The 26,111-nt window shown below is 44.0% G+C and carries 21 protein-coding genes and 3 tRNA genes; 1 reads left to right on the forward strand and 23 read right to left on the reverse strand.

Translation table 11 applies throughout. The features are described from left to right. Position 1: 1 nt before the first annotated feature. From Q4486_RS11165 to Q4486_RS11205, 9 genes are all read right to left on the reverse strand, one after another. Positions 2-75 (reverse strand) — tRNA-Arg (locus Q4486_RS11165). Positions 76-105: 30 nt separating this feature from the next. After that, a tRNA-Arg gene (locus Q4486_RS11170) sits at positions 106-182 on the reverse strand. A gap of 9 nt (positions 183-191) precedes the next feature. After that, a tRNA-Ser gene (locus Q4486_RS11175) sits at positions 192-281 on the reverse strand. A 60-nt stretch (positions 282-341) separates the two neighbouring features. Beyond that, a complete protein-coding gene (csrA, locus tag Q4486_RS11180; RefSeq protein ID WP_067867177.1) occupies positions 342-527 on the reverse strand; it encodes a carbon storage regulator CsrA in 186 nt (61 codons plus the stop codon). 142 nt (positions 528-669) lie between these two features. Beyond that, complete coding sequence (locus Q4486_RS11185; protein ID WP_303416384.1) at positions 670-1,911, reverse strand: aspartate kinase; 1,242 nt, start codon at positions 1,909-1,911, stop codon at positions 670-672. Between the two features lie 21 nt (positions 1,912-1,932). Next, entirely contained in the window at positions 1,933-4,527 is a 2,595-nt protein-coding gene (alaS, locus tag Q4486_RS11190) for an alanine--tRNA ligase (protein WP_303519552.1), read from the reverse strand. Positions 4,528-4,730: 203 nt separating this feature from the next. Further along, entirely contained in the window at positions 4,731-5,198 is a 468-nt protein-coding gene (locus Q4486_RS11195; protein WP_303519478.1) for a regulatory protein RecX, read from the reverse strand. Positions 5,199-5,283: 85 nt separating this feature from the next. Next, positions 5,284-6,324: a recombinase RecA gene (gene recA / locus Q4486_RS11200; protein ID WP_303416382.1), complete on the reverse strand. Its 1,041-nt coding sequence runs from the start codon at positions 6,322-6,324 to the stop codon at positions 5,284-5,286. A gap of 90 nt (positions 6,325-6,414) precedes the next feature. Then, positions 6,415-6,891, reverse strand: a complete 477-nt coding sequence (locus Q4486_RS11205) for a CinA family protein (RefSeq protein WP_303519479.1) — start codon at positions 6,889-6,891, stop codon at positions 6,415-6,417. Between the two features lie 183 nt (positions 6,892-7,074). Between Q4486_RS11205 and mutS the strand changes: the two genes are divergently transcribed. After that, positions 7,075-9,642, forward strand: coding sequence for a DNA mismatch repair protein MutS (mutS, locus tag Q4486_RS11210; protein WP_303519481.1), 2,568 nt, complete (start codon positions 7,075-7,077; stop codon positions 9,640-9,642). A gap of 51 nt (positions 9,643-9,693) precedes the next feature. On the opposite strand, the gene rpoS is transcribed toward mutS, so the two are convergent. From rpoS to lpxB, 14 genes are all read right to left on the reverse strand, one after another. Beyond that, entirely contained in the window at positions 9,694-10,701 is a 1,008-nt protein-coding gene (gene rpoS / locus Q4486_RS11215; RefSeq protein WP_303519483.1) for an RNA polymerase sigma factor RpoS, read from the reverse strand. Between the two features lie 55 nt (positions 10,702-10,756). Beyond that, positions 10,757-11,599, reverse strand: a complete 843-nt coding sequence (locus Q4486_RS11220; RefSeq protein ID WP_303519485.1) for a peptidoglycan DD-metalloendopeptidase family protein — start codon at positions 11,597-11,599, stop codon at positions 10,757-10,759. A gap of 37 nt (positions 11,600-11,636) precedes the next feature. Beyond that, a complete protein-coding gene (locus Q4486_RS11225; RefSeq protein ID WP_303416377.1) occupies positions 11,637-12,578 on the reverse strand; it encodes a DUF368 domain-containing protein in 942 nt (313 codons plus the stop codon). A gap of 9 nt (positions 12,579-12,587) precedes the next feature. Then, positions 12,588-13,226: a protein-L-isoaspartate(D-aspartate) O-methyltransferase gene (locus Q4486_RS11230; RefSeq protein WP_303416389.1), complete on the reverse strand. Its 639-nt coding sequence runs from the start codon at positions 13,224-13,226 to the stop codon at positions 12,588-12,590. 26 nt (positions 13,227-13,252) lie between these two features. Then, a complete protein-coding gene (gene surE, locus Q4486_RS11235; RefSeq protein ID WP_303416376.1) occupies positions 13,253-14,002 on the reverse strand; it encodes a 5'/3'-nucleotidase SurE in 750 nt (249 codons plus the stop codon). Positions 14,003-14,012: 10 nt separating this feature from the next. Further along, positions 14,013-15,047, reverse strand: a complete 1,035-nt coding sequence (gene truD / locus Q4486_RS11240; RefSeq protein WP_303416375.1) for a tRNA pseudouridine(13) synthase TruD — start codon at positions 15,045-15,047, stop codon at positions 14,013-14,015. A 3-nt stretch (positions 15,048-15,050) separates the two neighbouring features. After that, entirely contained in the window at positions 15,051-15,341 is a 291-nt protein-coding gene (ftsB, locus tag Q4486_RS11245) for a cell division protein FtsB (RefSeq protein ID WP_303416374.1), read from the reverse strand. A gap of 72 nt (positions 15,342-15,413) precedes the next feature. Then, positions 15,414-16,709, reverse strand: coding sequence for a phosphopyruvate hydratase (gene eno / locus Q4486_RS11250; protein WP_303416373.1), 1,296 nt, complete (start codon positions 16,707-16,709; stop codon positions 15,414-15,416). A 60-nt stretch (positions 16,710-16,769) separates the two neighbouring features. After that, positions 16,770-18,395, reverse strand: a complete 1,626-nt coding sequence (locus Q4486_RS11255; RefSeq protein WP_303416372.1) for a CTP synthase — start codon at positions 18,393-18,395, stop codon at positions 16,770-16,772. Between the two features lie 69 nt (positions 18,396-18,464). Beyond that, entirely contained in the window at positions 18,465-19,805 is a 1,341-nt protein-coding gene (tilS, locus tag Q4486_RS11260; RefSeq protein WP_303519487.1) for a tRNA lysidine(34) synthetase TilS, read from the reverse strand. Next, entirely contained in the window at positions 19,795-20,757 is a 963-nt protein-coding gene (gene accA, locus Q4486_RS11265) for an acetyl-CoA carboxylase carboxyl transferase subunit alpha (protein ID WP_303416370.1), read from the reverse strand. Before accA ends, tilS begins: the two co-directional genes overlap by 11 nt. 67 nt (positions 20,758-20,824) lie before the next feature. Continuing rightward, entirely contained in the window at positions 20,825-24,331 is a 3,507-nt protein-coding gene (gene dnaE, locus Q4486_RS11270) for a DNA polymerase III subunit alpha (protein ID WP_303416369.1), read from the reverse strand. Positions 24,332-24,354: 23 nt separating this feature from the next. Next, complete coding sequence (gene rnhB / locus Q4486_RS11275) at positions 24,355-24,954, reverse strand: ribonuclease HII (RefSeq protein WP_303416368.1); 600 nt, start codon at positions 24,952-24,954, stop codon at positions 24,355-24,357. Beyond that, positions 24,954-26,111, reverse strand: coding sequence for a lipid-A-disaccharide synthase (gene lpxB / locus Q4486_RS11280; RefSeq protein WP_303519489.1), 1,158 nt, complete (start codon positions 26,109-26,111; stop codon positions 24,954-24,956). The genes rnhB and lpxB overlap by 1 nt, the downstream gene beginning before the upstream one ends.

Below are 26,111 nucleotides of genomic sequence, written 5' to 3' on the forward strand. Positions count from 1 at the left end.
GCGCGCCCGAGAGGATTCGAACCTCTGACCGCCTGGTTCGTAGCCAGGTACTCTATCCAGCTGAGCTACGGGCGCATTCCAAAAAGTAAGACCGTTGTATTTGATTGGCGCGCCCGAGAGGATTCGAACCTCTGACCGCCTGGTTCGTAGCCAGGTACTCTATCCAGCTGAGCTACGGGCGCTTAATCAAATGGCGGTGAGCTAGGGATTCGAACCCTAGATAAGATTTCTCCTATACGCCCTTAGCAGGGGCGCGCCTTCAGCCACTCGGCCAGCTCACCAACAACGGCGCGTAATATACCTAACTGATTTTAAAAAGGAAAGAAAAGATTTGAAATTTATTACTGATTTCCCTCTTCTTCCTTCTCACGCTGGATACGCTGATAGATTTCTTCCCGGTGAACAGACACATCTTTAGGCGCATTTACACCTATACGAACCTGATTACCCTTCACACCAAGGACTGTAACAGTGACTTCGTCACCAACCATTAAAGTTTCGCCTACACGACGAGTAAGAATTAACATGCTTTAGAATCTCCTTTGTACATCCAAGGCCAGCTTGCTCAAAAAAAACAACCTACACACCGGCATTCATCCAATACCCTGCCAATACGCTGCCCATATAATAACGCTAACCTAACTATAGACTAGCTTCTCACTATAAGTTCTATTTTTCACTTACAGAGTTGTTCGCATCTAGCTCAAAAACAGAGTGCAAAGCACGTACCGCCAGTTCTAGATATTTCTCAGCAATAACAACAGAAACCTTAATTTCAGAGGTAGATATCATCTGAATATTAATATTCTCTTCTGCCAAAGCATCAAACATTTTACTTGCCACTCCCGCATGAGAGCGCATACCAACGCCCACAATAGAAACTTTGGCAATTTTGTTATCTCCCACCACCTCACGGGCCCCAAGCGCCTCTGAGGCCTTCTCAAGCACGCTACGCGCAACATCGTAATCATTGCGATGCACAGTGAAAGTAAAATCCGTTGTGTTATCCGCAGCAACATTCTGCACGATCACATCAACTTCTATATTTGCACGACTAACTGGACCTAATATTTTGGAAGCCACACCTGGTATATCAGGCACCCCCATAACGGTTAGTTTTGCTTCATCACGATTAAACGCAATGCCTGAAATAATTGGTTTTTCCACGGTTGACTCATCCTCTATGGTAATCAACGTACCTGGCCCATCTTGAAAACTATGCAGCACCCTCAAAGGAACCTTATACTTCCCAGCAAACTCAACTGCACGAATCTGTAACACCTTTGAACCAAGACTGGCCATCTCTAGCATCTCTTCAAAGGTAATCACATCTAAGCGCTGCGCCCCACTAACAACTCTAGGATCGGTAGTGTATACGCCATCAACGTCCGTATAGATCTGACATTCATCAGCTTTTAATGCCGCAGCTAGCGCAACACCCGTCGTATCAGAACCACCGCGACCTAAAGTCGTGATATTGCCGTCAACATCAACACCTTGGAAACCGGCAACAACAATGACACGCCCCTCAGCTAAATCAGCTTGCATAGATGAGACTTCTATATCCTCTATCCGCGCTTTCATATGGGAAGAATCAGTCAGAATTTTAACCTGACTACCCGTATAAGAACGCGCAGGAACGCCTCTTTTCTCTAGCGCCATACAGAGTAGAGCTATAGTTACCTGCTCACCTGTAGAGAGCAGCACATCCATCTCACGAGGATTTGGTGTTTGCGGTTGTATCTCTTTAGCTAAGCCGATAAGACGATTAGTTTCACCACTCATCGCAGACACAACAACAACGATGTCATGCCCCTGCTGCTTGAAACCTTGTACTTTTTCAGCCACAGCTTCAATCCGCTCAACACTACCTACGGATGTACCACCGTATTTTTGTACATACAGCGCCATAATTAATACCCTACGAGCAGATTAAACCGCTGCCTTAACAAGATCTTCTACTGAATCAAGCGCAGCAGACAATGCATTTAAATCCGTACCACCACCCTGCGCAAAATCAGGACGACCACCGCCTTTACCACCAATTTTACCCGTCAGGTCTTTGATGATATCGCCCGCTTTAATTTGGCTTGTCAGTTCTTTAGTAACACCGGCTGCTAAAGCGATCTTGCCATCCTGCACAGTAGCTAATACGACCACGCCACTACCTAATTTGTTTTTCAACTGATCAATCGTGTCACGTAGCGCTTTGGCTTCTACACCTTCTAATTGAGCCGCAAGCACTTTAACGCCGTTAACCTCGATTGCAGAACCAAGAAGATCTGAGCCCGCCGCTGAAGCCAATTTAGCTTTCAATTGCTCCAGCTCTTTTTCTAACTGACGATTTCGCTCAGACAAACCTTTAACTTTATCAATAACAGATTCGCGCGAACCTTTAACTAACGCTGAAACAGTAGACAAAGTTAAATCTGTTTCGTTCAACCAGTTAAAAGCCCCTGCACCTGTGACCGCTTCAATACGTCTAACGCCTGCAGCCACACCGCTTTCAGATACGATTTTTAATAAACCTATATCACCAGTACGCTTAGCATGAGTACCACCACAAAGCTCGATGGAGAAATCCCCTCCCATAGATAGGACTCTAACGGTCTCATCGTATTTTTCACCGAACAATGCCGCTGCGCCTTTCTCTTTAGCTGCATCTATTGCCATGATTTCAGTAACAACTTCTGAATTCTGGCGAATCTGCTCATTAACAAGACGCTCAACTTCACTTATCTGCTCAGCCGTCATCGCTTCAAAATGAGAAAAATCAAAGCGCAAACGCTCATCATCATTAAGAGAGCCTTTTTGCTGCACATGGTCTCCCAATACAGTGGAAAGTGCCGCATGCAATAGATGGGTAGCTGAATGATTCAAGGCAATCGCTTGACGGCGTACCGCGTCTACTTCTGGTGAAATATGATCACCTACAGTCAATGAACCTGACGTTAATACACCATGATGGAGGTGATTTTTACCCTCTTTAGTGCAGTCAGCCACATCAAAACGAGCAGTATTTGACGTTAAAATGCCGCTATCACCTACTTGACCACCCGATTCAGCGTAGAACGGTGTTTTATCCAGCACAACAACACCCTGCTGACCTTCAGCAAGCTGCTGCACTTCACTTCCGTCAGAAAATAACGCAACAACTGTGGCTGAATCATTCAATCGTTCATAGCCAGTAAAGTCAGTCGAACCGTCAAGACGGATCGCATCGTTATAATCTACTGAGAACTTTCCAGCTGCACGCGCACGTTCACGCTGGGCTTCCATTGCCCGCTCAAAACCTGCTTCATCAACACTTAGCTCATGTTCACGTGCAACATCGGCAGTTAAGTCAAATGGGAAACCATAAGTGTCATATAACTTAAAGATCGTTTCTCCTGGAATTTCTGAGCCATCTAACTGCTCAATCGCTTCCTGTAGTAAACGCATACCGTGATCTAACGTCTTCGCGAACTGCTCTTCCTCTTTCAGAAGAACGCGCTCCACTTGAGACTGTTTCTCTTTTAATTCGGGATAGGCTTCGCCCATTTCCTTAACAAGCGCGGCCACTAATTGATTAAAGAAAGGACCACTTGCCCCCAACTTATTACCGTGACGAACAGCGCGACGGATAATACGTCGCAATACATAACCGGCACCTTCGTTAGAAGGCAAAACACCATCAACAATAAGAAACGAACAAGAACGAATATGATCGGCAATTACACGTAATGATTTATTATCAAGATCACTCACGCCTACAGCCTCTGCCGTTGACTTAAGTAAGCTCTGAAACAAATCAATCTCATAGTTTGAATGAACGCCCTGCATTATCGCCGCGATACGTTCTAAACCCATACCCGTATCAACGGATGGCTTAGGTAACGGTGTCATTTCACCGTCAGCACTGCGGTTGTATTGCATAAATACAACGTTCCAGATTTCGATGTAACGATCACCATCTTCTTCAGGACTGCCTGGAGGTCCACCCCAAACATCATCACCATGATCAAAAAAGATCTCAGTACAAGGACCGCAAGGACCGGTATCGCCCATAGACCAAAAATTATCTTCATCCAATTTAGAAAAACGCTCAGGATCAACACCGATCTCATCTTTCCAAATTTTCTCAGCTTCGGCATCTGAATGATGGACCGTGACCCATAATCGCTCTTTTGGCAGCCCCATCACTTCAGTGAGAAAGCTCCAAGCAAACTGAATAGCATCACGCTTAAAATAGTCACCAAAGCTAAAATTACCCAACATCTCAAAAAATGTATGATGGCGAGCGGTATAGCCCACATTTTCCAAGTCATTATGCTTACCACCAGCACGCACACAACGCTGAGAACTAGTAGCACGCGAATAACTACGTTTATCGCTACCAAGGAAAACATCTTTAAACTGAACCATTCCTGCATTGGTAAACATCAATGTAGGATCATTGGCAGGAATTAGTGAGCTACTTGCTACAATTTCATGGCCCTGCTTATTAAAATATTCTAAAAAAGCTTGGCGAATTTCAGCGCTTGTCATGTATTTCATTAGATGAACCGTTTGCGTGTCCGTTCCAGTAAACCTGCCAAATGACCGTCTAATAGCCATGACAGAAAAAAGTAACCACAAATATGGGCGCCATAGTATATATCCTGTACTGAAATTGTTCGAATATTTTTGAATTAATGACCATTAATAGAACAATTAATGGGGATCTATAACGCGTATACCCAATTTACGCGTTAATTTGTATTTTTTAACACTTCATTTTCAGCATATTGAATTTCATCAAATGAGAAACCACGCTGACTCATAAAACGAACTCTTCGTGCGCGCTCTTTATAATCTAACACTTTCGATGATAGCGCATACTTTCGTTTATACAGATCTACAGCTAGTTCAAACCAATCCACATCATTTGCATGCACAGCATCTTCAATCAAATACTCCTCAATCCCCTTCCGCTTTAGATCAAAGCGGATACGCATCAAACCATGGCCTTGAGAAATCCTCATCCGTAAAAAGCTTTCAACAAACCGAGTGTCAGATTGATATCCTGCCGCTTCTAAATCTGATAAAACAGACTCAATATCAAGCTCCGTCGACATTAACGATAATTTATCTCTCAGCTCACCTTTAGAGTATTCACGCCGTGAAAGTAAACCTATCGCCCTATTCCATAGATCTTTTTTAGTAATCTCTCTATCCATTAAACTGCCTTCAAAATTTAGGGCCTTAAACAAAAAAACCTCCATCACTAAGTGACGGAGGTCTTAATCTTAACCGAGCATATTGTTAAATAAGGTCAAGATTTTCTGAAGAATCACTTTCTTCTTTTACTTCTGGTTCTGCCGCCAATAAACGTTTACGCAACTCAGTTTCAATCTCATTAGCGATTTCACGATTTTCTTCTAAATACTTCGCAGCATTAGCCTTACCTTGACCAATTTTATCGCCGTTATAAGCATACCAAGCACCCGATTTATCGACTAACTTCTCTTTAACGCCTAAATCAATTACCTCACCCATATGATAGATACCTTTACCATACATGATCTGGAATTCAGCTTGGCGGAAAGGAGGTGCCACTTTGTTCTTCACAACTTTAACGCGCGTCTCGTTACCAATAACCTCATCACCCAACTTAACAGCACCGGTACGACGGATGTCTAACCGAACAGAGGAGTAGAACTTAAGTGCATTACCCCCAGTTGTAGTTTCTGGGTTACCAAACATCACACCAATTTTCATACGGATCTGATTGATAAATACCAACAAGCAATTTGAATTTTTTACATTACCCGTCAATTTACGTAGCGCTTGAGACATTAGACGCGCCTGTAAACCAACATGAGTATCACCCATATCACCTTCAATTTCTGCTTTTGGCGTTAACGCCGCAACAGAGTCAACAATAATCACATCAACAGCGTTAGAGCGAACAAGCATATCGGTAATTTCTAAAGCCTGCTCACCCGTATCTGGTTGAGAGACCAAAAGATTATCGACATCAACACCTAGTTTTTCAGCATAGATAGGGTCTAATGCGTGTTCAGCATCAACGAAAGCACAGGTCTTACCGTCTTTTTGCGCTTCGGCAATAACTTGTAACGTTAATGTAGTTTTACCTGAGGATTCTGGACCATAGATTTCTACGATTCGACCATAAGGTAAACCACCTATACCCAGAGCGATATCCAGCCCTAAAGAACCTGTCGATACAGCAGGAATCGCTTCTCTTGGCTGATCCCCCATACGCATGACTGCGCCTTTACCAAACTGTCTTTCAATCTGCCCTAATGCTGCATCAAGCGCTTTTTTACGATTCGCGTCCATCTTAAACCCTGTCTAAGTCATTTCACATTACGTTGAAATATACTGTATGTATGGACAGTATTATTTCATAACATTTCTGGATTGCAACCCTCAGATGGCCAAGTTCTGTAAAATTCCCTCAAGCGCCACCCTAACCGCTTGTTTTCGAACGGATTCACGATCGCCATTAAACTGAAAAACCGCCGTTCGGGTCGGCTTATCATGCACCGCCCACGCAAACCACACCGTACCAACCGGCTTTTCTGCACTACCCCCCCCCGGTCCCGCTATCCCACTTGTAACGACCGATAGCTGCGCCGAACTATTTAAAAGAACACCTTCAGCCATCTCAATGACCACTTCCTCAGAAACCGCTCCATACTGTGCCAAGGTGTGCTCCGAAACCCCTAACATCTCGTGCTTCGACTGATTACTGTAAGTAACAAAGCCACAATCAAACCACTCAGAACTACCCGCCACGGCTGTTATCTCTTGAGCAATCCAACCACCGGTGCATGATTCTGCAGTCGCTATCATTACTTTCTTTTCGATCGCTTTCTTAGCAATCTCACATACTAGCTGTTGCATATAGACTCCAGTTATCCACAACTTATCTCTTTTATTATTCTCATTTCTCACTAAAACAACACAAAAAAAGACACGAACACATATATAATCGCATCTATGTTGTCATATCCATTTAACGTACAATGCCTCTAATATCTGCACCTAAGCAGAACTAATTTACCTCAAAATAGACATTATAATCAGATGGTTACCAAAGCATCCCCAACCCATACACCTATGATGCAGCAATATCTACGCATTAAGGCTCAACACCCCAACCAACTTGTATTTTACCGGATGGGAGACTTTTATGAGCTTTTCTATGATGATGCAAAAAAAGCCTCTGAACTACTCGATATATCCTTAACAGCACGTGGTAAATCCGGAGGGGAGCCGATCCCTATGGCCGGTATTCCCTATCACGCTGCAGAAACTTACGTAGGAAAAATTGTTCGCGCTGGTGAATCCGTTGTAATCTGTGAACAAATTGGTGATCCAGCAACGAGCAAAGGTCCCGTAGAGCGCGCAGTCGCCAGAATTATCACTCCAGGAACCGTCAGCGACGAAGCTCTACTCGACGAAAATAGAGACAACTTACTCGTAGCGATCAACCATATTGACGATATTTACGGTTTAGCTATTGTTGATATAACCTCAGGCCGCTTTAGTTTACTGGAAGTTAATACACAAGATTCATTATTAAGTGAACTTGAGCGTTTACGCCCCTCTGAAACCTTATATAACGAAGAAACAACGCTCGGCACACTACTGGCTACACGCAAAAGTTTACGCCCTCAAGCACCTTGGCATTTTGAAACCGATACCGCTCATAATCTTTTATGCCAACAATTTAAAGTCAAAGATCTAGGCGGCTTTGGGTGCGAACAACATAGCGTAGCCATCAGCGCTGCAGGGTGCTTACTTCAATACGCTAAAGACACCCAAAGAACCGCACTCCCCCATATTCGTCGTATCCAAGTTGAGCACCACAACGATTGTGTGGCCCTTGATGCCGCCACTCGTAAGAATTTAGAAATAGATCAAAATCTATCGGGCAGCTTTGATAACACACTTGCTCAAGTGATCGATAAATGCCGAACTCCGATGGGAAGTCGCTTATTGAGACGCTGGTTGCATAGACCTTTGCAAGACAGAAGCACGCTTTTAGCACGACAAGCATCTATACAATGGTTACAAGATGAATATCGTTTTGAAAGCATTGAACAAGACCTTAAAAAAATAGGTGATAGCGAGCGAATTTTAGCCCGCATAGCTTTACGCTCAGCGCGGCCACGTGACTTAGAAAGACTACGTAACTCATTAAATATATTACCCAGTTTACAAAGTAAACTACACGAAAGCTCAGCCCCTAGAGTTGCAGAATTAGCAGAAACAATCAGTGAATTCCCTGCTTTAGCAGATTTACTTAGCCGAGCGATTATCGACAACCCACCCGTCATCATCCGTGATGGGGGCGTAATAGCCGCAGGTTACGACAGCGAACTCGACGAATTACGTGGCTTAAGCGAAAATGCGGGCGCCTATTTAATTGAACTCGAGCGCCGCGAGCGTGAACGTACTGGTATCACAACGCTAAAGGTTGGTTATAATCGAGTTCACGGCTACTTTATTGAGATAGGCAAAGCCCAAAAAGCAGAACTCCCAGCGGAATATATCCGCCGCCAAACCTTAAAAAATGCCGAACGCTATATCACACCAGAACTCAAAGAGTTTGAAGATAAAGCACTCTCCGCTAAAAGCCGGGCTCTATCACGGGAAAAAGCACTTTATGATGAGCTACTTGAAACCTTAGCGGCAGAACTCGCCGAATTACAGGATTCTTCAACTGCTATAGCGGAGCTAGACACGCTAAACAATTTAGCAGAACGCGCCTCAACACTTGACTATGTTCCACCGACTTTGACAGATGAGCCGCAAATTAAAATCCAGCGAGGTCGCCACCCAGTTGTTGAAAGCGTTTTAGACGACCCTTTTGTTTCTAATGATTTAGAACTTGATACTAAGCGCAAGATGCTCATTATCACAGGGCCAAACATGGGCGGTAAATCAACCTATATGCGCCAAGCAGCGCTTATCACTTTACTGGCCCACATAGGAAGCTATGTACCCGCGAGCGCAGCAACAATCGGCATTGTAGATCGAATATTTACCCGCATGGGCTCTTCAGACGATCTGGCCGGCGGTCGATCCACATTTATGGTGGAAATGACAGAAACCGCCAACATTATGCATAATGCAACGGATCGCAGCTTAGTATTAATGGATGAAGTGGGCCGAGGCACCAGCACCTTTGATGGTTTATCCCTCGCGTGGGCATGCGCAGAAAACCTTGCCCGAGAAACCCGTGCCTTTACACTCTTTGCAACCCACTACTTCGAATTGACCAGCTTGCCAGAACAAGCGCCAAGCGTATTCAATGTTCATTTAACGGCAGTGGAACACAATGATCACATTGTCTTCCTTCATGAAGTTAAAGAGGGTCCTGCAAGTCAAAGTTATGGTTTACAAGTTGCTCAGCTAGCTGGCGTACCGCTACAAGTAATACAGCAGGCAAAAACAAAACTACTGCAGCTAGAACAAGATGTTACTGTCGCAGCGCAGATGACAACGCCACCACCGCCGGTTCAGAACGATATGTTTTCCGCACCGACTCACAAAGCCGTAAAAGAGCTGAAAAAGATATCTCCTGATGACCTTTCTCCACGACAGGCACTGGAGCTTTTATACGAACTAAAGGAACTCGTTAAATAAATACAAAAAAACCGCCCATGGCGGTTTTTTTTAATCGGGGTACAAAACAATCTATTGCTGAAGTAGATCTTCTCCACTTAAGCCATTTTTTTCTACAATATCACGCAGTTTACGCAGCGCTTCAACTTGAATTTGACGAACACGTTCACGCGTCAAACCAATTTCTCGCCCTACTTCTTCTAAAGTACTCATTTCATAACCACGAAGCCCAAAACGCCTAGATAAAACTTCAGCATGCTTCTCAGGTAAACCATTCAACCAGTTATCAAGATTCCCACTGATATTGGAGTTCTGAAGTAAAGTAGCAGGATCAGTCGAAATGGTATCAGGTATAGTATCAAGTAAAGATTTGTCTGAATCTTTACCCATCGGGGTATCAATTGAAGTTACACGCTCATTGAGACCCAGCATACGTTCTACATTCTCAACAGGCTTATCCACCAACTCAGCAATTTCTTCAGCTGATGGCTCATGATCTAACTTTTGCGCTAACTCTCTCGCGGCTCGAAGATAGACGTTTAACTCTTTAACCACATGAATCGGCAGCCTAATTGTACGAGTTTGATTCATAATCGCTCGTTCAATAGTTTGACGAATCCACCATGTAGCATAAGTTGAAAAACGGAAGCCTCGTTCAGGGTCAAATTTTTCAACCGCACGAATCAACCCTAAATTCCCCTCCTCAATAAGATCTAACAGGGTAAGACCTCTATTGATGTAACGGCGAGAAATCTTAACAACTAATCTCAAGTTGCTCTCGATCATTCGTTTACGTGCAGCCTCATCTCCCTTAAGTGATAAACGAGAGAAATAAACCTCTTCCTCAGCGCTCAAAAGTGGAGAAAAGCCAATTTCATTCAGATAAAGCTGTGTTGCATCCAAATTTTTAGCATTTAATAAATCTTTGTGGGCAATACTACCCCGCCCCCGTCCACTATCTAAAAACTCCTTTTTTTCTACGGACGCTACAGTTGTTTGATCCGGTTCTTCTTGAAGCTGCTGATCACTTACAGCTGCACCCTGCAAATCCAATTTGCAGTCGTTATCCATATTCTCCATAACCCGTTCCCTAACCGTCGCATTCTAAAAAAACAGATTTTTTTATTATTATTGGCTATCGCTTGGGCAAATATCTAAGTGGATCAACCGGTTTCCCATCACGCCGTATTTCAAAATGCAACATGACTCTATCCGCACCACTGCTACCCATCTCAGCAATTTTCTGGCCTGTTTTAACCATATCATTTTCTTTTACTAAAACACGACTATTATGTGCATATGCACTCAAAAATTGCTGATTGTGATCAATAATTACGAGATTTCCATAACCTAACAAGCCATTACCTGCATAGACCACCTTACCTGACGCTGCCGCTTTAATCGCTAGACCTCTGGACCCAGCAATATCTATCCCTTTATTAATAACACCACTTGTTTTAAATGTATTTAAAACCTTACCGTTGGTCGGCCATTTCCAGTAAATTTTACCTGAAGAAGTTGTTTTAATTTCGGGCTTTTTATTCGTAGTCGTTGTTTTTACTGGCGGCTTAGCTGTAGAAGATGAAGGCTTTGCTGTGCTCTTAATCGGTGTTTTCGTTGCGGCCTGGGATTGAGGCTTAGGTTTTGATACAGGCTTATTCGCGGCAACAGTCTGTCGAGTAGACGTAATTATAGGCTTAGGAGCCACTATTGAAGAGTCGCGAACGATCGACTCTTTAGAAGGTACCGTTGCTGGCTTTAATCTTAAAGGCTGTCCAGGATAAATACTGTAATGGCTGCCAATGCCATTCAAGGCAGCCAATTGTCGATAATCCATCCCGTAACGAAACGCTATGGAATAAAGCGTATCCCCTTTTTTAACAATGTATTCTGCTGTATTCGGATGGATAGCTGCAGGCACAGCACGTTCACTAACGGGCGCATAAGTGTGTCCACCACATGCTACAAGCGATCCCATTATAGTAAACGCTAAAAACCATCTTAGCAGCACAATACTATACCTCTGATTTTCGCCCCATTTTTTCAATCACTACAACCATCAGAACCCCTACAAACATCAATAATAGAGAATACATTAATAACGCGGGTTCACCCGTAAGCGACTCAAAAGAAAACGGAGAGATATTTTCTTGCACTAAGGGTATCTCCTCTCCATGACGATTAATGGTATAGGCTGTTGTATATTTCCAAGGCCACACTTTATTAAGCGAGCCCAACATGAAGCCACCCAACAGAGCAAAGGTGGTGGTTTTAAAAGAACTAAACATCCAACTCAGCACGCGGGAAAAGCTTAACAACCCGACAACACAGCCACCAGCAAATAGGCTTAAGGTAAGCAGTTCTAGATTTTTAATAGCCATCAAGATCGGCGCATACATACCTAAGAGCAAAAGAATAAAACTTCCTGAGATACCAGGAAGAATCATTGCACAGATCGCCACCATACCAGACAAAAAGATAAACAGAGGCGTTACCTCCAAGCTTGTAGGGGACATCGATGTAACAAAGTAAGCCGTAACCACCCCAACAATAAAAGAGGTATAAGTATTACGATCCCATAGATCTATATGCCGACAGACTGACCATACTGAAGCCAAGATCAGGCCGAAGAAAAAAGACCAAAGTAATTCCGGATATTCCGCCAACCAATAGAGAACAACATGAGAAATAGTTAATAAACTAAATAGTATTCCGGAAATCAGTGTTAAAAGAAACGAGCCATTTACATGTTTCCATACAGCAACAGGCCCCTCTCTAAACAACATCAATACAGCTGCTGGTCCAAACTGCTTTAATGAAAATATAAGCTCTTCATATATTCCCATCATAAAGGCGATCGTGCCTCCAGACACGCCAGGCACTGCATCTGCAGCCCCCATCATCATACCTTTACCCGACAGCGCAATATAATCACGCAGTGAACGCCCTTCTTGCATCTAAACTCCCTAACGTACAGTACCGCTTAATAATGGAACAAATTTCACACACTCAAGTACTTCTGTTGAAAACTCATCTTCTGAGAGACGTATAACCAACTTAAGCTCCTGACTATCACTTCCACCTACAGGAATAATCAGCCTTCCACCAATAGCCAACTGCTGTTTCAACTCTTCTGGAACCTCTTCCGGAGCACAGGCAGCCAATATCCCATCAAATGGTGCTTTGACTGACCACCCCATGCCTCCATCGGTATGCTTAAGGTGGACATTTCTGAGCCCTAGCAGCTTTAGCCGCTCTCGCGCTTTTTCTTGTAAAGGACGAATTCGCTCTACACTAAACAATTCGGACACTAAAGGCGCCAAAATAGATGTTTGATACCCTGAACCGGTACCTACTTCTAACACTTTATCTAAAGGTCCATCCGCCAATAAGGTTTCGGTCATACGCGCCACAATAAAAGGCTGCGATATGGTCTGATTAAAACCAATAGGCAAGGCCGTATCTTCATACGCACGATGCGATAAAGCCTCATCAATAAAAATATGTCTAGGCGTCTGACGCATCACTTCGAGTACAGATTCATTAACTATACCCTGCTCTCTTAACCGGTTAATTAATCGGTCTCGAGTTCGCTGTGAGGTCATTCCTATCCCACGTAATTGCTGATCGTTCAAAAACTACGCTCCAACCAATCACCTACATTATCCATACCTGAATATTCCGTCATATCCACATGTAAAGGCGTAATAGATACACAACGCTCATCTAACGCATAAAAGTCAGTACCGGGCTCTCTATCAGCAGCAAGACCTGCACCCGCAACCCAGTAACGCACTTTGCCACGGGGATCATGAGTTGCTATAGGCTTATCTGCACATGACCTATGCCCTAAACGGGTCACATGAATACCGCTAAATTCATCCACAGAGCAGTCAGGCACATTAACATTCAAAATAGTCCTCGGCGCAACATTCAACTGCTGAATATTAGCCACTATATCTTTGGCTACTTGTGCGGCTGCCTCATAGGAAGCTGGATGAAAGCTGCCTGATGATATAGCAATAGCAGGATAACGAAAATGCCGCCCTTCCATCGCCGCAGCAACCGTTCCTGAGTAGATAACATCATCACCAAGATTAGGACCCGCATTGATCCCCGACACTACAATATCCGGCTCCATGCCTAATACTCCAGACCCACCAATATGAACACAATCGGTCGGCGTGCCATTGATACTATAAAATCCATTTTCGTGGTGAACAATTTCCAATGGTCTATCAAGGGTTAAAGAGTTACTCGCGGCGCTACGGTTTCTATCCGGAGCGACAACTAAAACCTCCCCTAAATCAGACAAGGCTCGGACTAACGCCGACAACCCAGGAGCATAAACACCATCATCATTTGAGATTAATATCTTCATATATCCGTCGTTACTCTGACACAGAAGTTGAACACAGCTCTCTAAGTACACTTGTTGCGAAAGCACCGGACATCAAACCAAACTCAATCCAACACTCTGTCTCGCTTATTTGTTCTAGCTTAAGGTTTTCAGGCTGCAGCTTCAAAGCTCTTCGCTCCTGATTTAAACTTAAGGTCTCTAAAAGGTCGGAAACATCTTTCCATTGTAGAAGAGTAGAGCGTTCCCACTCCTCGGCCTCACCTTGGGGTAACATATCGCCACGCCCCCACAAAGGCCCCGTAAGCGTAATAGCGCCACTATTAAGGCGCTGTTGCAGCTCATCGTTCGATTTTTCTTCAACAAAACAGCTCTGGCTTCCGGAGATCATCAAAGCATCACCATCCATTAAGCTATTCCACAAGCCGCTTTCTATACGTGAAGACAAAAGCTGATTAAACAACCATGAACGGACTGCAGAAATATAGATACCTTTTTTATTCCGCTGCCGCTCCTGAATCTCCCCTTTTAATAGGGCGATGCCTTTATATAAATTACCAAAATCAAAACCAAAACGCTGCTCACCGAAATAGTTGGGCACACCCTCTTTTTCAATAACAGCCACACGACGCTTCAACGCATCCATATCCGTAACTTGTCGTAAGCAGAGTCTAAATGTATTCCCTTTTAGCGTACCTAAGCGAAGTTTTCGCGGATGGCGTACCGCCTTAAGCACCTCAATGCTATCACCACCAAACAGCTTCCAGTTTAGATTGCGCTTAATAGGGAATTTAATACAAAACCACTGTTCAGTAACCGCATGCCTATCTTTTTTGCCGGCATAACTCACATCACGTGGACTAACTTGAGCAAAGTTAGCTAACTGACGTGCAACCCAATCTGTATTCTCTCCACATTTGCGGATATATAAAAATACGTGTTCCCCCTGCCCTTCGGGTTCAAAGCCAAGCTGCTCTATCACTTGAAAATCTTCAGGGGTTGAACGAATAACCGCTTCGCTCTCTGGAACGCCGTATAAATATTTAAAATCTGTCGGTAGGCTTATCACGTGTTATTTAGTCTCTTCTGCAGGCTCAACCAACTGAAAAAAAGTTTCGCCATCACGTATCATGCCCAATTCGCTACGGGCACGCTCTTCTAACGCTGCTTTTCCTTTCTTTAAATCTTGAACTTCAGCTTCTAGCTCACTATTTCTTTGGATCAATTCCTGATTAATACTTTTCTGCAGTTCAATCTTGGCATTTAAATCCCAAATATCACGCACATTAACCTCTCCGAACCACAATCGGTATTGCAGTCCCAACAAGAGAATAATAAGTAAAGTAATTAACCAGCGATACATAGATATTCTTTAAGCAAAAAAAGAGGGCAAACAGCCCTCTTTTTATATCAGACTATTGAGCAAACAACTACGTTAGCCCTGCCCTTTAATTTCTTTCAGACCATTATAGATAGCACCTGCACCTAACTCTTCTTCTATACGAAGCAGGCGATTGTACTTAGCAACACGATCAGAACGGCATAGTGAACCTGTCTTAATCTGCCCAGCAGCCGTACCCACAGCCAAATCAGCAATAGTGGTGTCTTCTGTTTCCCCTGAGCGATGTGAGATAACCGCAGTAAATCCAGCATCTTTAGCCATTTTGATAGCATCAAGCGTTTCTGACAAAGAACCAATCTGGTTAAATTTAATCAGTATTGAGTTACCAATGCTCTGCTCAATACCACGGCTCAATATTTTAGTATTAGTTACAAACAGGTCATCACCAACCAATTGAACTTTATCGCCAATTCTTTTAGTCAGATAAGCCCAACCTTCCCAGTCTGACTCATCCAAACCATCTTCAACAGAAACGATTGGATAGTTTTCAGTAAGAACCGCAAGGTAATCACTAAAACCTTCGGAATCAAAAACCTTACCTTCGCCAGCAAGATCATATTTGCCATCTTTATAAAATTCAGATGCGGCGCAATCTAAAGCTAGAGTTACATCTTTACCTAACTCATAACCTGCATTTGAGACCGCTTCTTTAATAACAACCAGCGCTTCTTCATTGGACGCTAGATTAGGCGCAAAACCACCTTCATCACCGACCGCTGTATTCAAGCCTTTGGCTTTTAAAACCGCTTTCAATGCATGAAAAATCTCTGCACCACAACGCAAACCTTCAGAGAACTTATCAAAATTAACAGGCTGCACCATAAACTCTTGGATATCTACGTTATTATCCGCGTGCTCACCGCCATTCAGAATATTCATCATAGGCACAGGCAAAGAGTACTGTCCTGGCGTGCCGTTCACATCTGCAATGTGCGCATAAAGAGGAATACCTTTCTCTACAGCCGCTGCTTTAGCCGCCGCCAAAGAAACCGCCAAGATAGCGTTTGCGCCAAGGTTTTCTTTATTTTCGGTACCATCCAGCTCAAGCATTTTATTATCAAGCGCACGCTGATCAGTAACATCCATTCCAATTAGCGCTTCACGGATAACACCGTTGACTGCAGCAACTGCTTTCAATACGCCTTTACCCAAGTAACGCGCTTTATCACCATCACGAAGTTCAAGTGCTTCACGAGAGCCTGTTGATGCACCAGATGGGGCACAGGCTGAACCAACAACACCTGACGCAAGGATAACGTCAGCTTCTACAGTTGGGTTTCCACGAGAATCCAATACTTCGCGGGCTTTAATGTTAGCAATCTGTGTCATGGGTAAAAAACTCCAGAAATTTTTCGTTCAGGGGGCTTTTTAGCCCCCGTCCATAATTTTTCAATTAGCTTGTTGGTCTATCGCAGCCTGAATAAAACCGGTAAACAGCCCGTGACCATCACGAGGAGTTGACGTGAACTCAGGATGGAACTGACAAGCCACAAACCAAGGATGATCCGCTACTTCTACGACTTCGACCAACTCACCATCAACTGAACGTCCAGAGATACGTAGACCAGCATCTTCTAATTTAGAGACGTAATTGTTATTCACTTCGTAACGATGGCGGTGACGTTCAGTCACCTCTGTAGAACCATAAGCTTTAGCCGCCGTAGATCCTTCAGCCAAATGACAAATTTGGGCGCCCAAGCGCATTGTTCCACCTAGATCATCAGTTTCACCACGCGTTTCCACATCACCTTCAGATGTTCTCCACTCAGTAATCAAACCAACAACCGGATACTCTGCCTGAGCATCAAACTCAGTCGAAGTAGCATTTTCCAGACCTGCAACATTACGCGCAAATTCAATCACTGCTACTTGCATACCTAAACAGATACCTAAGTATGGAACCTTGTTTTCACGCGCATAACGAACAGCACTGATCTTCCCTTCAACGCCTCGCTCACCAAAACCGCCAGGCACAAGAATGGCATTAACATCACTAAGAATACCCACCCCTTCACGCTCTACACGTTCAGAATCGATACACTCAATTTTAACTCGTCTCTTCAAGGCGATACCCGCATGGGAAAGCGCCTCGATCAATGATTTATAAGCATCCAGAAGCTCCATGTATTTACCAACCATGGCAATCTTAACTTCACCTTCTGGATTCAAGTGTGCATCAGCTACACGATCCCATTCATCAAGATTAGCTTCACCACATTCAAGATTAAAACGCTCTATCACGATGTCATCAAGATGCTGTTCTGACAGCATACGAGGAATGTTGTAGATAGTATCGGCATCAGGTAGCGAAATAACCGCCCGCTCTTCCACGTTAGTAAACAGGGATAGTTTACGGCGCGATGAATCGGGTATCGCAAAATCAGACCGACATACCAAGATGTCCGGTTGAATACCGATTGAACGAAGCTCTTTAACCGAATGCTGGGACGGCTTAGTTTTGATCTCACCCGCAGTAGCAATATAAGGCACTAAGGTTAAGTGCATAAACATAGCGCGAGATGAACCGAGTTCCGCTTTAAGTTGGCGAACAGCTTCCATAAACGGTAGCGATTCAATATCACCAACAGTGCCGCCAATCTCTACCAAGGCAACATCAGCATCACCAGCACCCTCAATAACGCGACGCTTAATCTCATCGGTAATATGAGGAATAACCTGTACTGTACCACCAAGATAATCACCACGGCGCTCTTTACGGAGTACATGCTGATAGATACGCCCAGCAGTGAAATTATTACGTTTACTCATGGTCGTACGAATAAAACGTTCGTAGTGGCCAAGGTCGAGGTCGGTTTCTGCACCATCCTCTGTTACAAAAACTTCACCGTGTTGAATAGGGCTCATAGTCCCTGGATCCACATTGATATATGGGTCCAGTTTCAACATAGTTACTTTCAGCCCTCTGGCTTCCAAAATGGCAGCTAGAGATGCGGATGCGATGCCTTTGCCCAATGAGGACACAACACCGCCTGTGACGAAGATATATCGCGTCATGCAGAACCTGTCTGATCGTGTATTAAACGAGGAAATTTTAAGTTGGAGATGGCGCTATAAGATAGCAAATTAGCAGCGCTCAGACAATGAAAAGGAGCACCATAAAACAGAAAAGCCAGACTTTTCTGAGTACCATCCCTCACAAACGCAAATACTAGGCACTGCAACCAACTGATCACCGACATAAAGCAACGGCCAATGCTCCCTATACCAAGGCGGTATCGCTGCTTCTTGTAATAGTTTTTTAACAGAGACTGAGTGTTTTTTACCTTGAGGGCGACAGCGCTCTCCACCTTTACGGCGCTTTACCACAACACCAGATAAGGATTTAAGCCCCATTGTCGCAGCGGATATATACAATGTTCCCTCACCCAGATCGTACTCCCCTTCGCGCTCAGCTGGGAGACCATCACACAACAAGTTAGGCAAGGATAGATCATCACGATCTACATAAAGTGCACCTAAAAACCGCCGCAACTTATATTCACCCAAAATATAAACAGGATTCGCATCAACCTTAGCAAGCACAACATCAGTAAAAATCACTTGCAGCTGCTCCTGATTAATTCGAATACCTGTTTTCACATAGATCCAATGACGCAATAACGCTCGACGCTTGTTCGGCTCAAAGCCTTCTAACTTCTGTAAATCTAAGCATCCCCATTGATCGGTACAGTCTAAAAGGTCAGATTCCAGATAGGACTCTAGCAAAGAGTGCGATTCAGCCATAAGCTCGGCGCTTTTCTGCCACTGAGTCAACACATGAGGCCAGCGTTGCTTTAACAACGGCATCACACGATGACGCAAAAAGTTTCGATCGTAACTCTCATCCTGATTGCTCGGGTCATCTATATATTCAAATTCCAATAGATCAGCAACCTGCTCCAACTCTGCACGACTCAACTTAAGCAATGGACGAAACAGAGCCCCTTCCCCCAAAGAACGCATCGCAGCCATGCCCGACAAGCCCAGCAATCCAGCTCCACGCAGCATTCTAAATAAGAGGGTTTCAGCCTGATCATCTGCATGATGCCCCATTAACAACAAATCCCTAGGCCTTATTACCCGTTCAAATGCAGTGTATCGAGCATCTCGCGCAGCGTTTTCAGATGAGTTTTCAGGAAAAACATCAACCACTTCATGAGCAAGAGAAAGCCTAGAAGCCTGAGCACACGAAAAAGCAGCCCAACTACCAGCCTCATTTTGTAAATGATGATTAATATGGACAACATGTATCTTAGAGGAAGGTAACAAACGAGAAGCTAGCACTAGCAAGACCTGAGAGTCTAAACCACCACTATGAGCAATAAGGAAACGCTCTATATTTGAAGAAGAAATAACTGTGAGCGCATTTGAAAATTGGCGCTCACATTTTTTGAGGACAGCAACCGCTTCAGGGTTACTCTTCACCGCCAAAACCATAAGCCATCAGACGCTTATAACGTCGTTCAAGCAATTCATCAGTTGGTAACTCATCCAAGTGATCTAAAACACCTAATAAGTGACGTTTTAAGTTTGCAGCAGTTAGAGCTGGGTCACGATGTGCACCACCCAATGGCTCGTTAATAATTTGATCCACAAGGCCTAGTTCATGCAAACGCTCAGATGTAATACCCATCGCTTTCGCTGCATCAGCTGCACGGTCAGCACTCTTCCAAAGAATCGATGCACAACCTTCAGGAGATATAACGGAGTAAGTAGAGTAGCTCATCATCATAAGCTCATCACATACACCAATCGCCAACGCACCACCAGATCCACCTTCACCGATCACGGTAGAGATAATGGGTGTTTTAAATTGTGACATTTTAGCCAAGTTAAACGCTATAGCTTCTGACTGGCCACGCTCTTCAGCATCAATACCAGGATAAGCGCCCGGTGTATCAATGAAGGTAAGAATAGGCATTTTAAAACGTTCAGCCATCTCCATCAGACGCAATGCTTTACGATAGCCTTCAGGACGCGGCATACCAAAGTTACGTTTTTGACGTTCACGAACGCCACGCCCTTTTTGGTGCCCAATGATCATAACGGGCTTGCCATCAAGGCGTGCTGTACCACCGACAATAGCCTGATCATCCGCAAAATGACGATCGCCATGTATCTCATCAAATTCATCAAAAATATATTCAATGTAATCTAATGTATAGGGCCGCTGAGGATGACGTGCTAGCTGAGACACTTGCCATGCAGAAAGGTCTGAAAAGATTGATTCCGTCAAAGCACGACTCTTACCTTCAAGGCGAGAGATCTCTTCAGAGATATTTAACTCGGCAGTATCATCTCCAACCAAACGAAGTTCTTCAATTTTTGCCTGCAGCTCCGCAATCGGCTGCTCAAAATCCAGATAGTTAGGATTCATATGACTCATCTATGCTTAAGTGAAAAATTGTGCAAAGTGTACCTTTTTGCAGCTTTAAGAACCAGACCTAGTAACTCAAAGAGACTGATTCGTGACCAAAACGCTCCATTAATGCAATAAGTAGCTCATCACTGGCTTGTACCCTCCAATTATCACCCAAGGTAAGTACTGCCTCAGCATCTGCTCGTTTATAACGTACTTTGACCGGCAATTGACCGCCAATCTTGTAGGTATTAAGTAAACTTTCGAACTCTTTTAACTTTCTACCGGTAAAATGATCCGCCGTTGCAACCACCTGAACACCTGATGCATATTGTGAGCGTGCCTGAGGAATCGTTAACACTTTATTAACACGCACTTTCAAACCGCCCGAGAAGTGGTCTTCTGCTACTTCCCCCTCTACGATCAGAACTACATCCTTTTGCACAGACTCCCTAACTTCATCATAGGTATCCCCAAAAAGCGTCACATCAATACGGGCGCTACGATCATCTAAAGTCACAAAACAGAGATTATCCCCTTTTTTGGTCTTTTTAAGCCTAATCTCTACAACCAAACCAGCAATTTTTTGTGCTTGCCCACGGGCAGGTTGCAGCTCAACAATACGCTTACTAACAAAATGCTTAAGCTCTCCTGCATATTCATCAATTGGGTGGCCTGTTAAATATAAACCTAAGGTATCTTTCTCCCCCGTTAGACGCTCCTTATCAGTCCAAGGCCTAACACCTTTATATTCTTCATAAGGATCACGTTCTAACTCAGCCTCTGCCTCGCCAAATAGATCAAACATTCCCGCATCTTGATTTTTAGCGGTTTGGTCGGCCGCCTGTAAGGCATCAGGAATAGCTTTCCATAACACAGCACGTTCAGCACCTAATTTATCCAGCGCACCCGATCGAACCAGTGCTTCAAGCACCCGTTTATTTAATTTCTTTGCCCCAACACGCTGACAGAAATCAAACAGATCTTTAAACTCTTCTCCTGAAGCTCTTGCTTCAACAATCGCTTCAATCGGCCCTTCACCAACCCCTTTAATAGCCCCTAATCCATAAACGATGTCGCCATCATCATTAACAGTGAACATATAATCGCCACTATTAACATCAGGCAAGGTTGGTGCAATCTTCATCTGACGGCATTCTTCAACGAAGATCACTACTTTGTCAGTGTTCTGCATATCAGAAGAAAGCACTGCAGCCATAAAAGGAGCAGGGTAATGGGTTTTCAGCCACGCAGTCTGATAGGAGACAAGCGCGTAGGCGGCGGAGTGGGATTTGTTAAAACCATAACCCGCAAACTTCTCTACAAGATCAAAGATATTACCTGCTAGGTCTTTATCAATACCATTAGCTTCAGAGCCCTCTAAAAACAAAGCGCGCTGCTTCGCCATCTCCTCAGGCTTTTTCTTACCCATAGCACGACGCAACATATCGGCCCCACCAAGGGTATATCCAGCCATAACCTGAGCAATCTGCATAACCTGCTCTTGGTAAAGGATAATACCGTAAGTTGGCTCCAATACTGGCTGCAAACTATCTAATTGGTAATCTGGATGCGGCCAAGCCATCTCGGCACGGCCATGCTTACGGTTGATAAAGTCATCAACCATGCCCGACTGCAAAGGCCCCGGACGAAAGAGTGCAACAAGTGCGACAATATCTTCAAAACGAGAGGGTAATAAGCGGCGGACAAGATCCTTCATACCACTCGACTCTAACTGGAACACAGCAGTAGTTTCAGCCGACTGCAGAAGATCAAATGTTTTTCTATCTTCTAAATCAATTAACGCTATATCGAGAGGCGCTTCATTATTTTTCTCTCGAATGTTATTGATCGTTTGTAACGCCCAATCAATAATTGTCAGCGTTCTCAGTCCTAAAAAGTCGAATTTAACCAAACCCGCTTCTTCAACGTCGCCCTTATCAAACTGGGTAACAAGGCCTTTACCTTCTTCATCACAATAAGTTGCAGCAAAATCGGTCAGTTTGGTTGGCGCGATAACCACACCACCCGCATGCTTACCCACATTTCGAGTAATCCCTTCCAGCTTATAAGCCATCTCCATGATCTCTTGCGCCTCAGCACTCGAGTTCACAAAGTCACTTAACATCGGCTCCTGTTCCATCGCTTTCTTCAGCGTTATCCCAACTTCAAACGGGATAAGCTTAGATAGACGATCCGCCAAACCAAAAGGCTTACCTTGCACACGCGCTACATCGCGGACAACCGCTTTGGCCGCCATAGTACCGAAAGTAACAATCTGAGATACCGCATCACGGCCGTAAGTTCTGGCCACATAGTCAATCACCCTATCACGGTTATCCATACAGAAATCGATATCGAAATCCGGCATAGAAACACGTTCAGGATTTAGGAATCGCTCAAACAGCAAGTCGTATTCAAGTGGATCTAGATCAGTGATCTTTTGTACATAAGCCACCAATGAGCCCGCACCAGAACCTCGACCGGGCCCTACAGGTACACCGTTCTCCTTACCCCATTTAATAAAGTCCATCACGATAAGGAAATAGCCGGGGAAACCCATCTGAATGATGATCTCAAGCTCGAATTCAAGCCGATCAACATATAGCTGACGTTTAGCGTCATATTCAGGATCATCACGATCAAGAAGAATGGCTAAACGCTCTTCTAAACCGTCATAAGAGACCTTGCGAAAATAATCATCCATCAACATCCCTTCAGGAATGGGATATTTCGGCAGGTAGTAAGTCCCCATTTCAATTTCAATATTACAACGTTTCGCTATAGCTACTGTATTGCTAACAGCCGATGGAATATCACTAAAAAGCTCCGCCATTTCATCTTGAGAACGGAAATACTGCTCTTCACTATAATCTTTAGGGCGAGTAGGGTCTTCAAAAGCTCGTCCTTGGTTTATGCAAACGCGAACCTCATGGGCCTCAAAGTCTTCAGGCTTAATAAACATGACTTCATTGGTCGCAACAACTGGACAGTTATACTGCTTAGCTAAAGCAACTGAACCGTGAACCACCTGCTCATCACCACTTCGGCCTGTACGTTGTACTTCCAAGTAAAAAGAATCAGGAAATACATCCATCCAATATTGTAGAATATCACCAGCCTGACCATTTTCAGCCAGAATGGAACGGCCAATTTCTCCCCGCTTACCACCCGAGAGTACGATTAAACCCTCAGACTTATCCACAACCCATTCTTTTTTAACTAGCGCCATATCATGAATGATATTTTGCCCTTCAGAATAAGCTTGGGAGATCAGCTCCATTAGATTCAGATAACCTTCAGAGTTTCTCACTAAGAAGGTTAATCGATAAGGCTCGCCTCCAGGTTCATCCGTATTTTCAACCCAAAGATCCGCCCCACATAGTGGTTTAATACCACTACCTGTGGCTGCTTTAAAAAATTTAATTAAAGCAAAAAGATTCGTTTGGTCTGTCATCGCTACAGCAGGCATATTATTCGCTTTTGCGGCTGCAATAAGCTCTTTAACACGCACTAATCCATCCACTAAGGAAAACTCAGTATGTACACGTAGATGAATAAATTTAGGATCGTTTAAGGCTAGCTCTGACATGGTGCTCAATCTAATGGGTTAAGTTAATTTTCTTCTAATAACTGACGTACAGGTTTAAAAGAACGTCTGTGCTGAACTAACGGGCCATGCTTTTTTAATGCCTCTAAATGAAGAACAGTCGGATAACCTTTATGCTTAGCAAACCCATATTCTGGATGTAAAACATCAAGCTCCTGCATCTCCTTATCACGTGCAACTTTAGCAATAATAGACGCAGCGCTGATCTCAGCAACTTTACTATCCCCTTTAACCACAGCTTCACTTGGGCATAATAACTGGGGACAACGATTACCATCAATAAAAGCAAATTCAGGCGCTATATCTAATCCCTGGACAGCTCTCTGCATAGCTAACATTGTTGCATGCAGAATATTCAGCTCGTCAATTTCCACAGGGGATGCAGAAGCAATACACCAAGCAAGTGCCTTCTCTCTTATTTCAAGATCAAGTGATTCTCGACGCTTCTCAGACAATTTTTTTGAATCGGCTAAACCTACAATCGGTTTCGATGGATCTAGAATAACAGCAGCAGCTACGACATTACCGACCAGTGGACCTCGACCCACCTCATCCACACCGGCTACCCGCTTCCCATCGCCAAAATCAAAGCCCAAACTATCCATTACAGCGCCCCTTTGTCCTTAAGCAGTTGAACGATCGCAGATGCGGCTCGCTCATCAGCATCTTGATGTAGCTGAGTATAAACATCTTCAAAACGCTTCTGCACATAATCAATATAAGAGTGATCATTCAGAGCTTTTAATAGCGCCTCGCCTAAAATGCTGGGGGTCACATCATCCTGTAAAACCTCTGGAACTAAAGTTTCATCAGCCAGCAAATTAGGTAGTGATATATGACGAGATTTAATCATTCGCGAATAAATAGCATAAGTTAATGATGCCATTTTATAGGCGACAACCATCGGTTTTTTCAAGATAGTCGCCTCGAGCGTAGCCGTACCTGAAGCGATTAAGATAACATCAGCAGCAGCCATCACTTGCCTAGATTGCTGCAGCACTAATCTAACATTAAGCTCAGAAAAGCCTTCGTCGAGTAAAGCTTCAAGCTCATTGAATCGTTGCTTATTAGCCGCTGGCAAAAGAAAAAGCAAATCAGGCTCTTTTTCAGTTAACCATCTTGCTGTTTGTAAAAAGGGCTCTGCCAGATATTTTATCTCACTCCCTCTACTACCTGGTAATAACGCGACAACTCGCTGGGTCTCGCTAATATCAAATAGAGCTCGAGGGTCTCGAAGGGAGGGATCATTTACAATCTGATCAGCCAATGGGTGACCAACAAACTCAATTCTCTGGCCTGTTTCTTGGTAACAAGCAGGCTCAAAGGGAAACAAAGCTAACACTAAATCAGTTGTTTGCTTTATTTTAAAAATACGCTTACGTTTCCACGCCCAGACAGAGGGGCTTACATAATGAACCGTTGGAATCCCTGCCGCTTTTAAACGACCTTCCATATGAAGGGTAAAGTCTGGCGCATCAATACCAATAAAAACATCTGGGGGATTATCGATAAAATATTGGATAAGCGTTTTACGGGCTTTAAGCAACTCAAACAATCGGCCAAGAACTTCAACTAACCCCATCACAGATAAACGTTCCATCGGGTAACGAGATATACAGCCCTCAGCCTGCATAAGCTCACCACCTATACCTTCAACGATAAGATCTGGAAATCTGGTTTTAAGTGATCGGATAAGCCCCGCACCTAAAATATCACCTGAGGCTTCTCCCGCAACAATGCCTATTCGCAGAGGATTCGGCAT

Source organism: Neptuniibacter sp. 2_MG-2023, from assembly GCF_030547495.1.
Classification (GTDB): domain Bacteria; phylum Pseudomonadota; class Gammaproteobacteria; order Pseudomonadales; family Balneatricaceae; genus Neptuniibacter.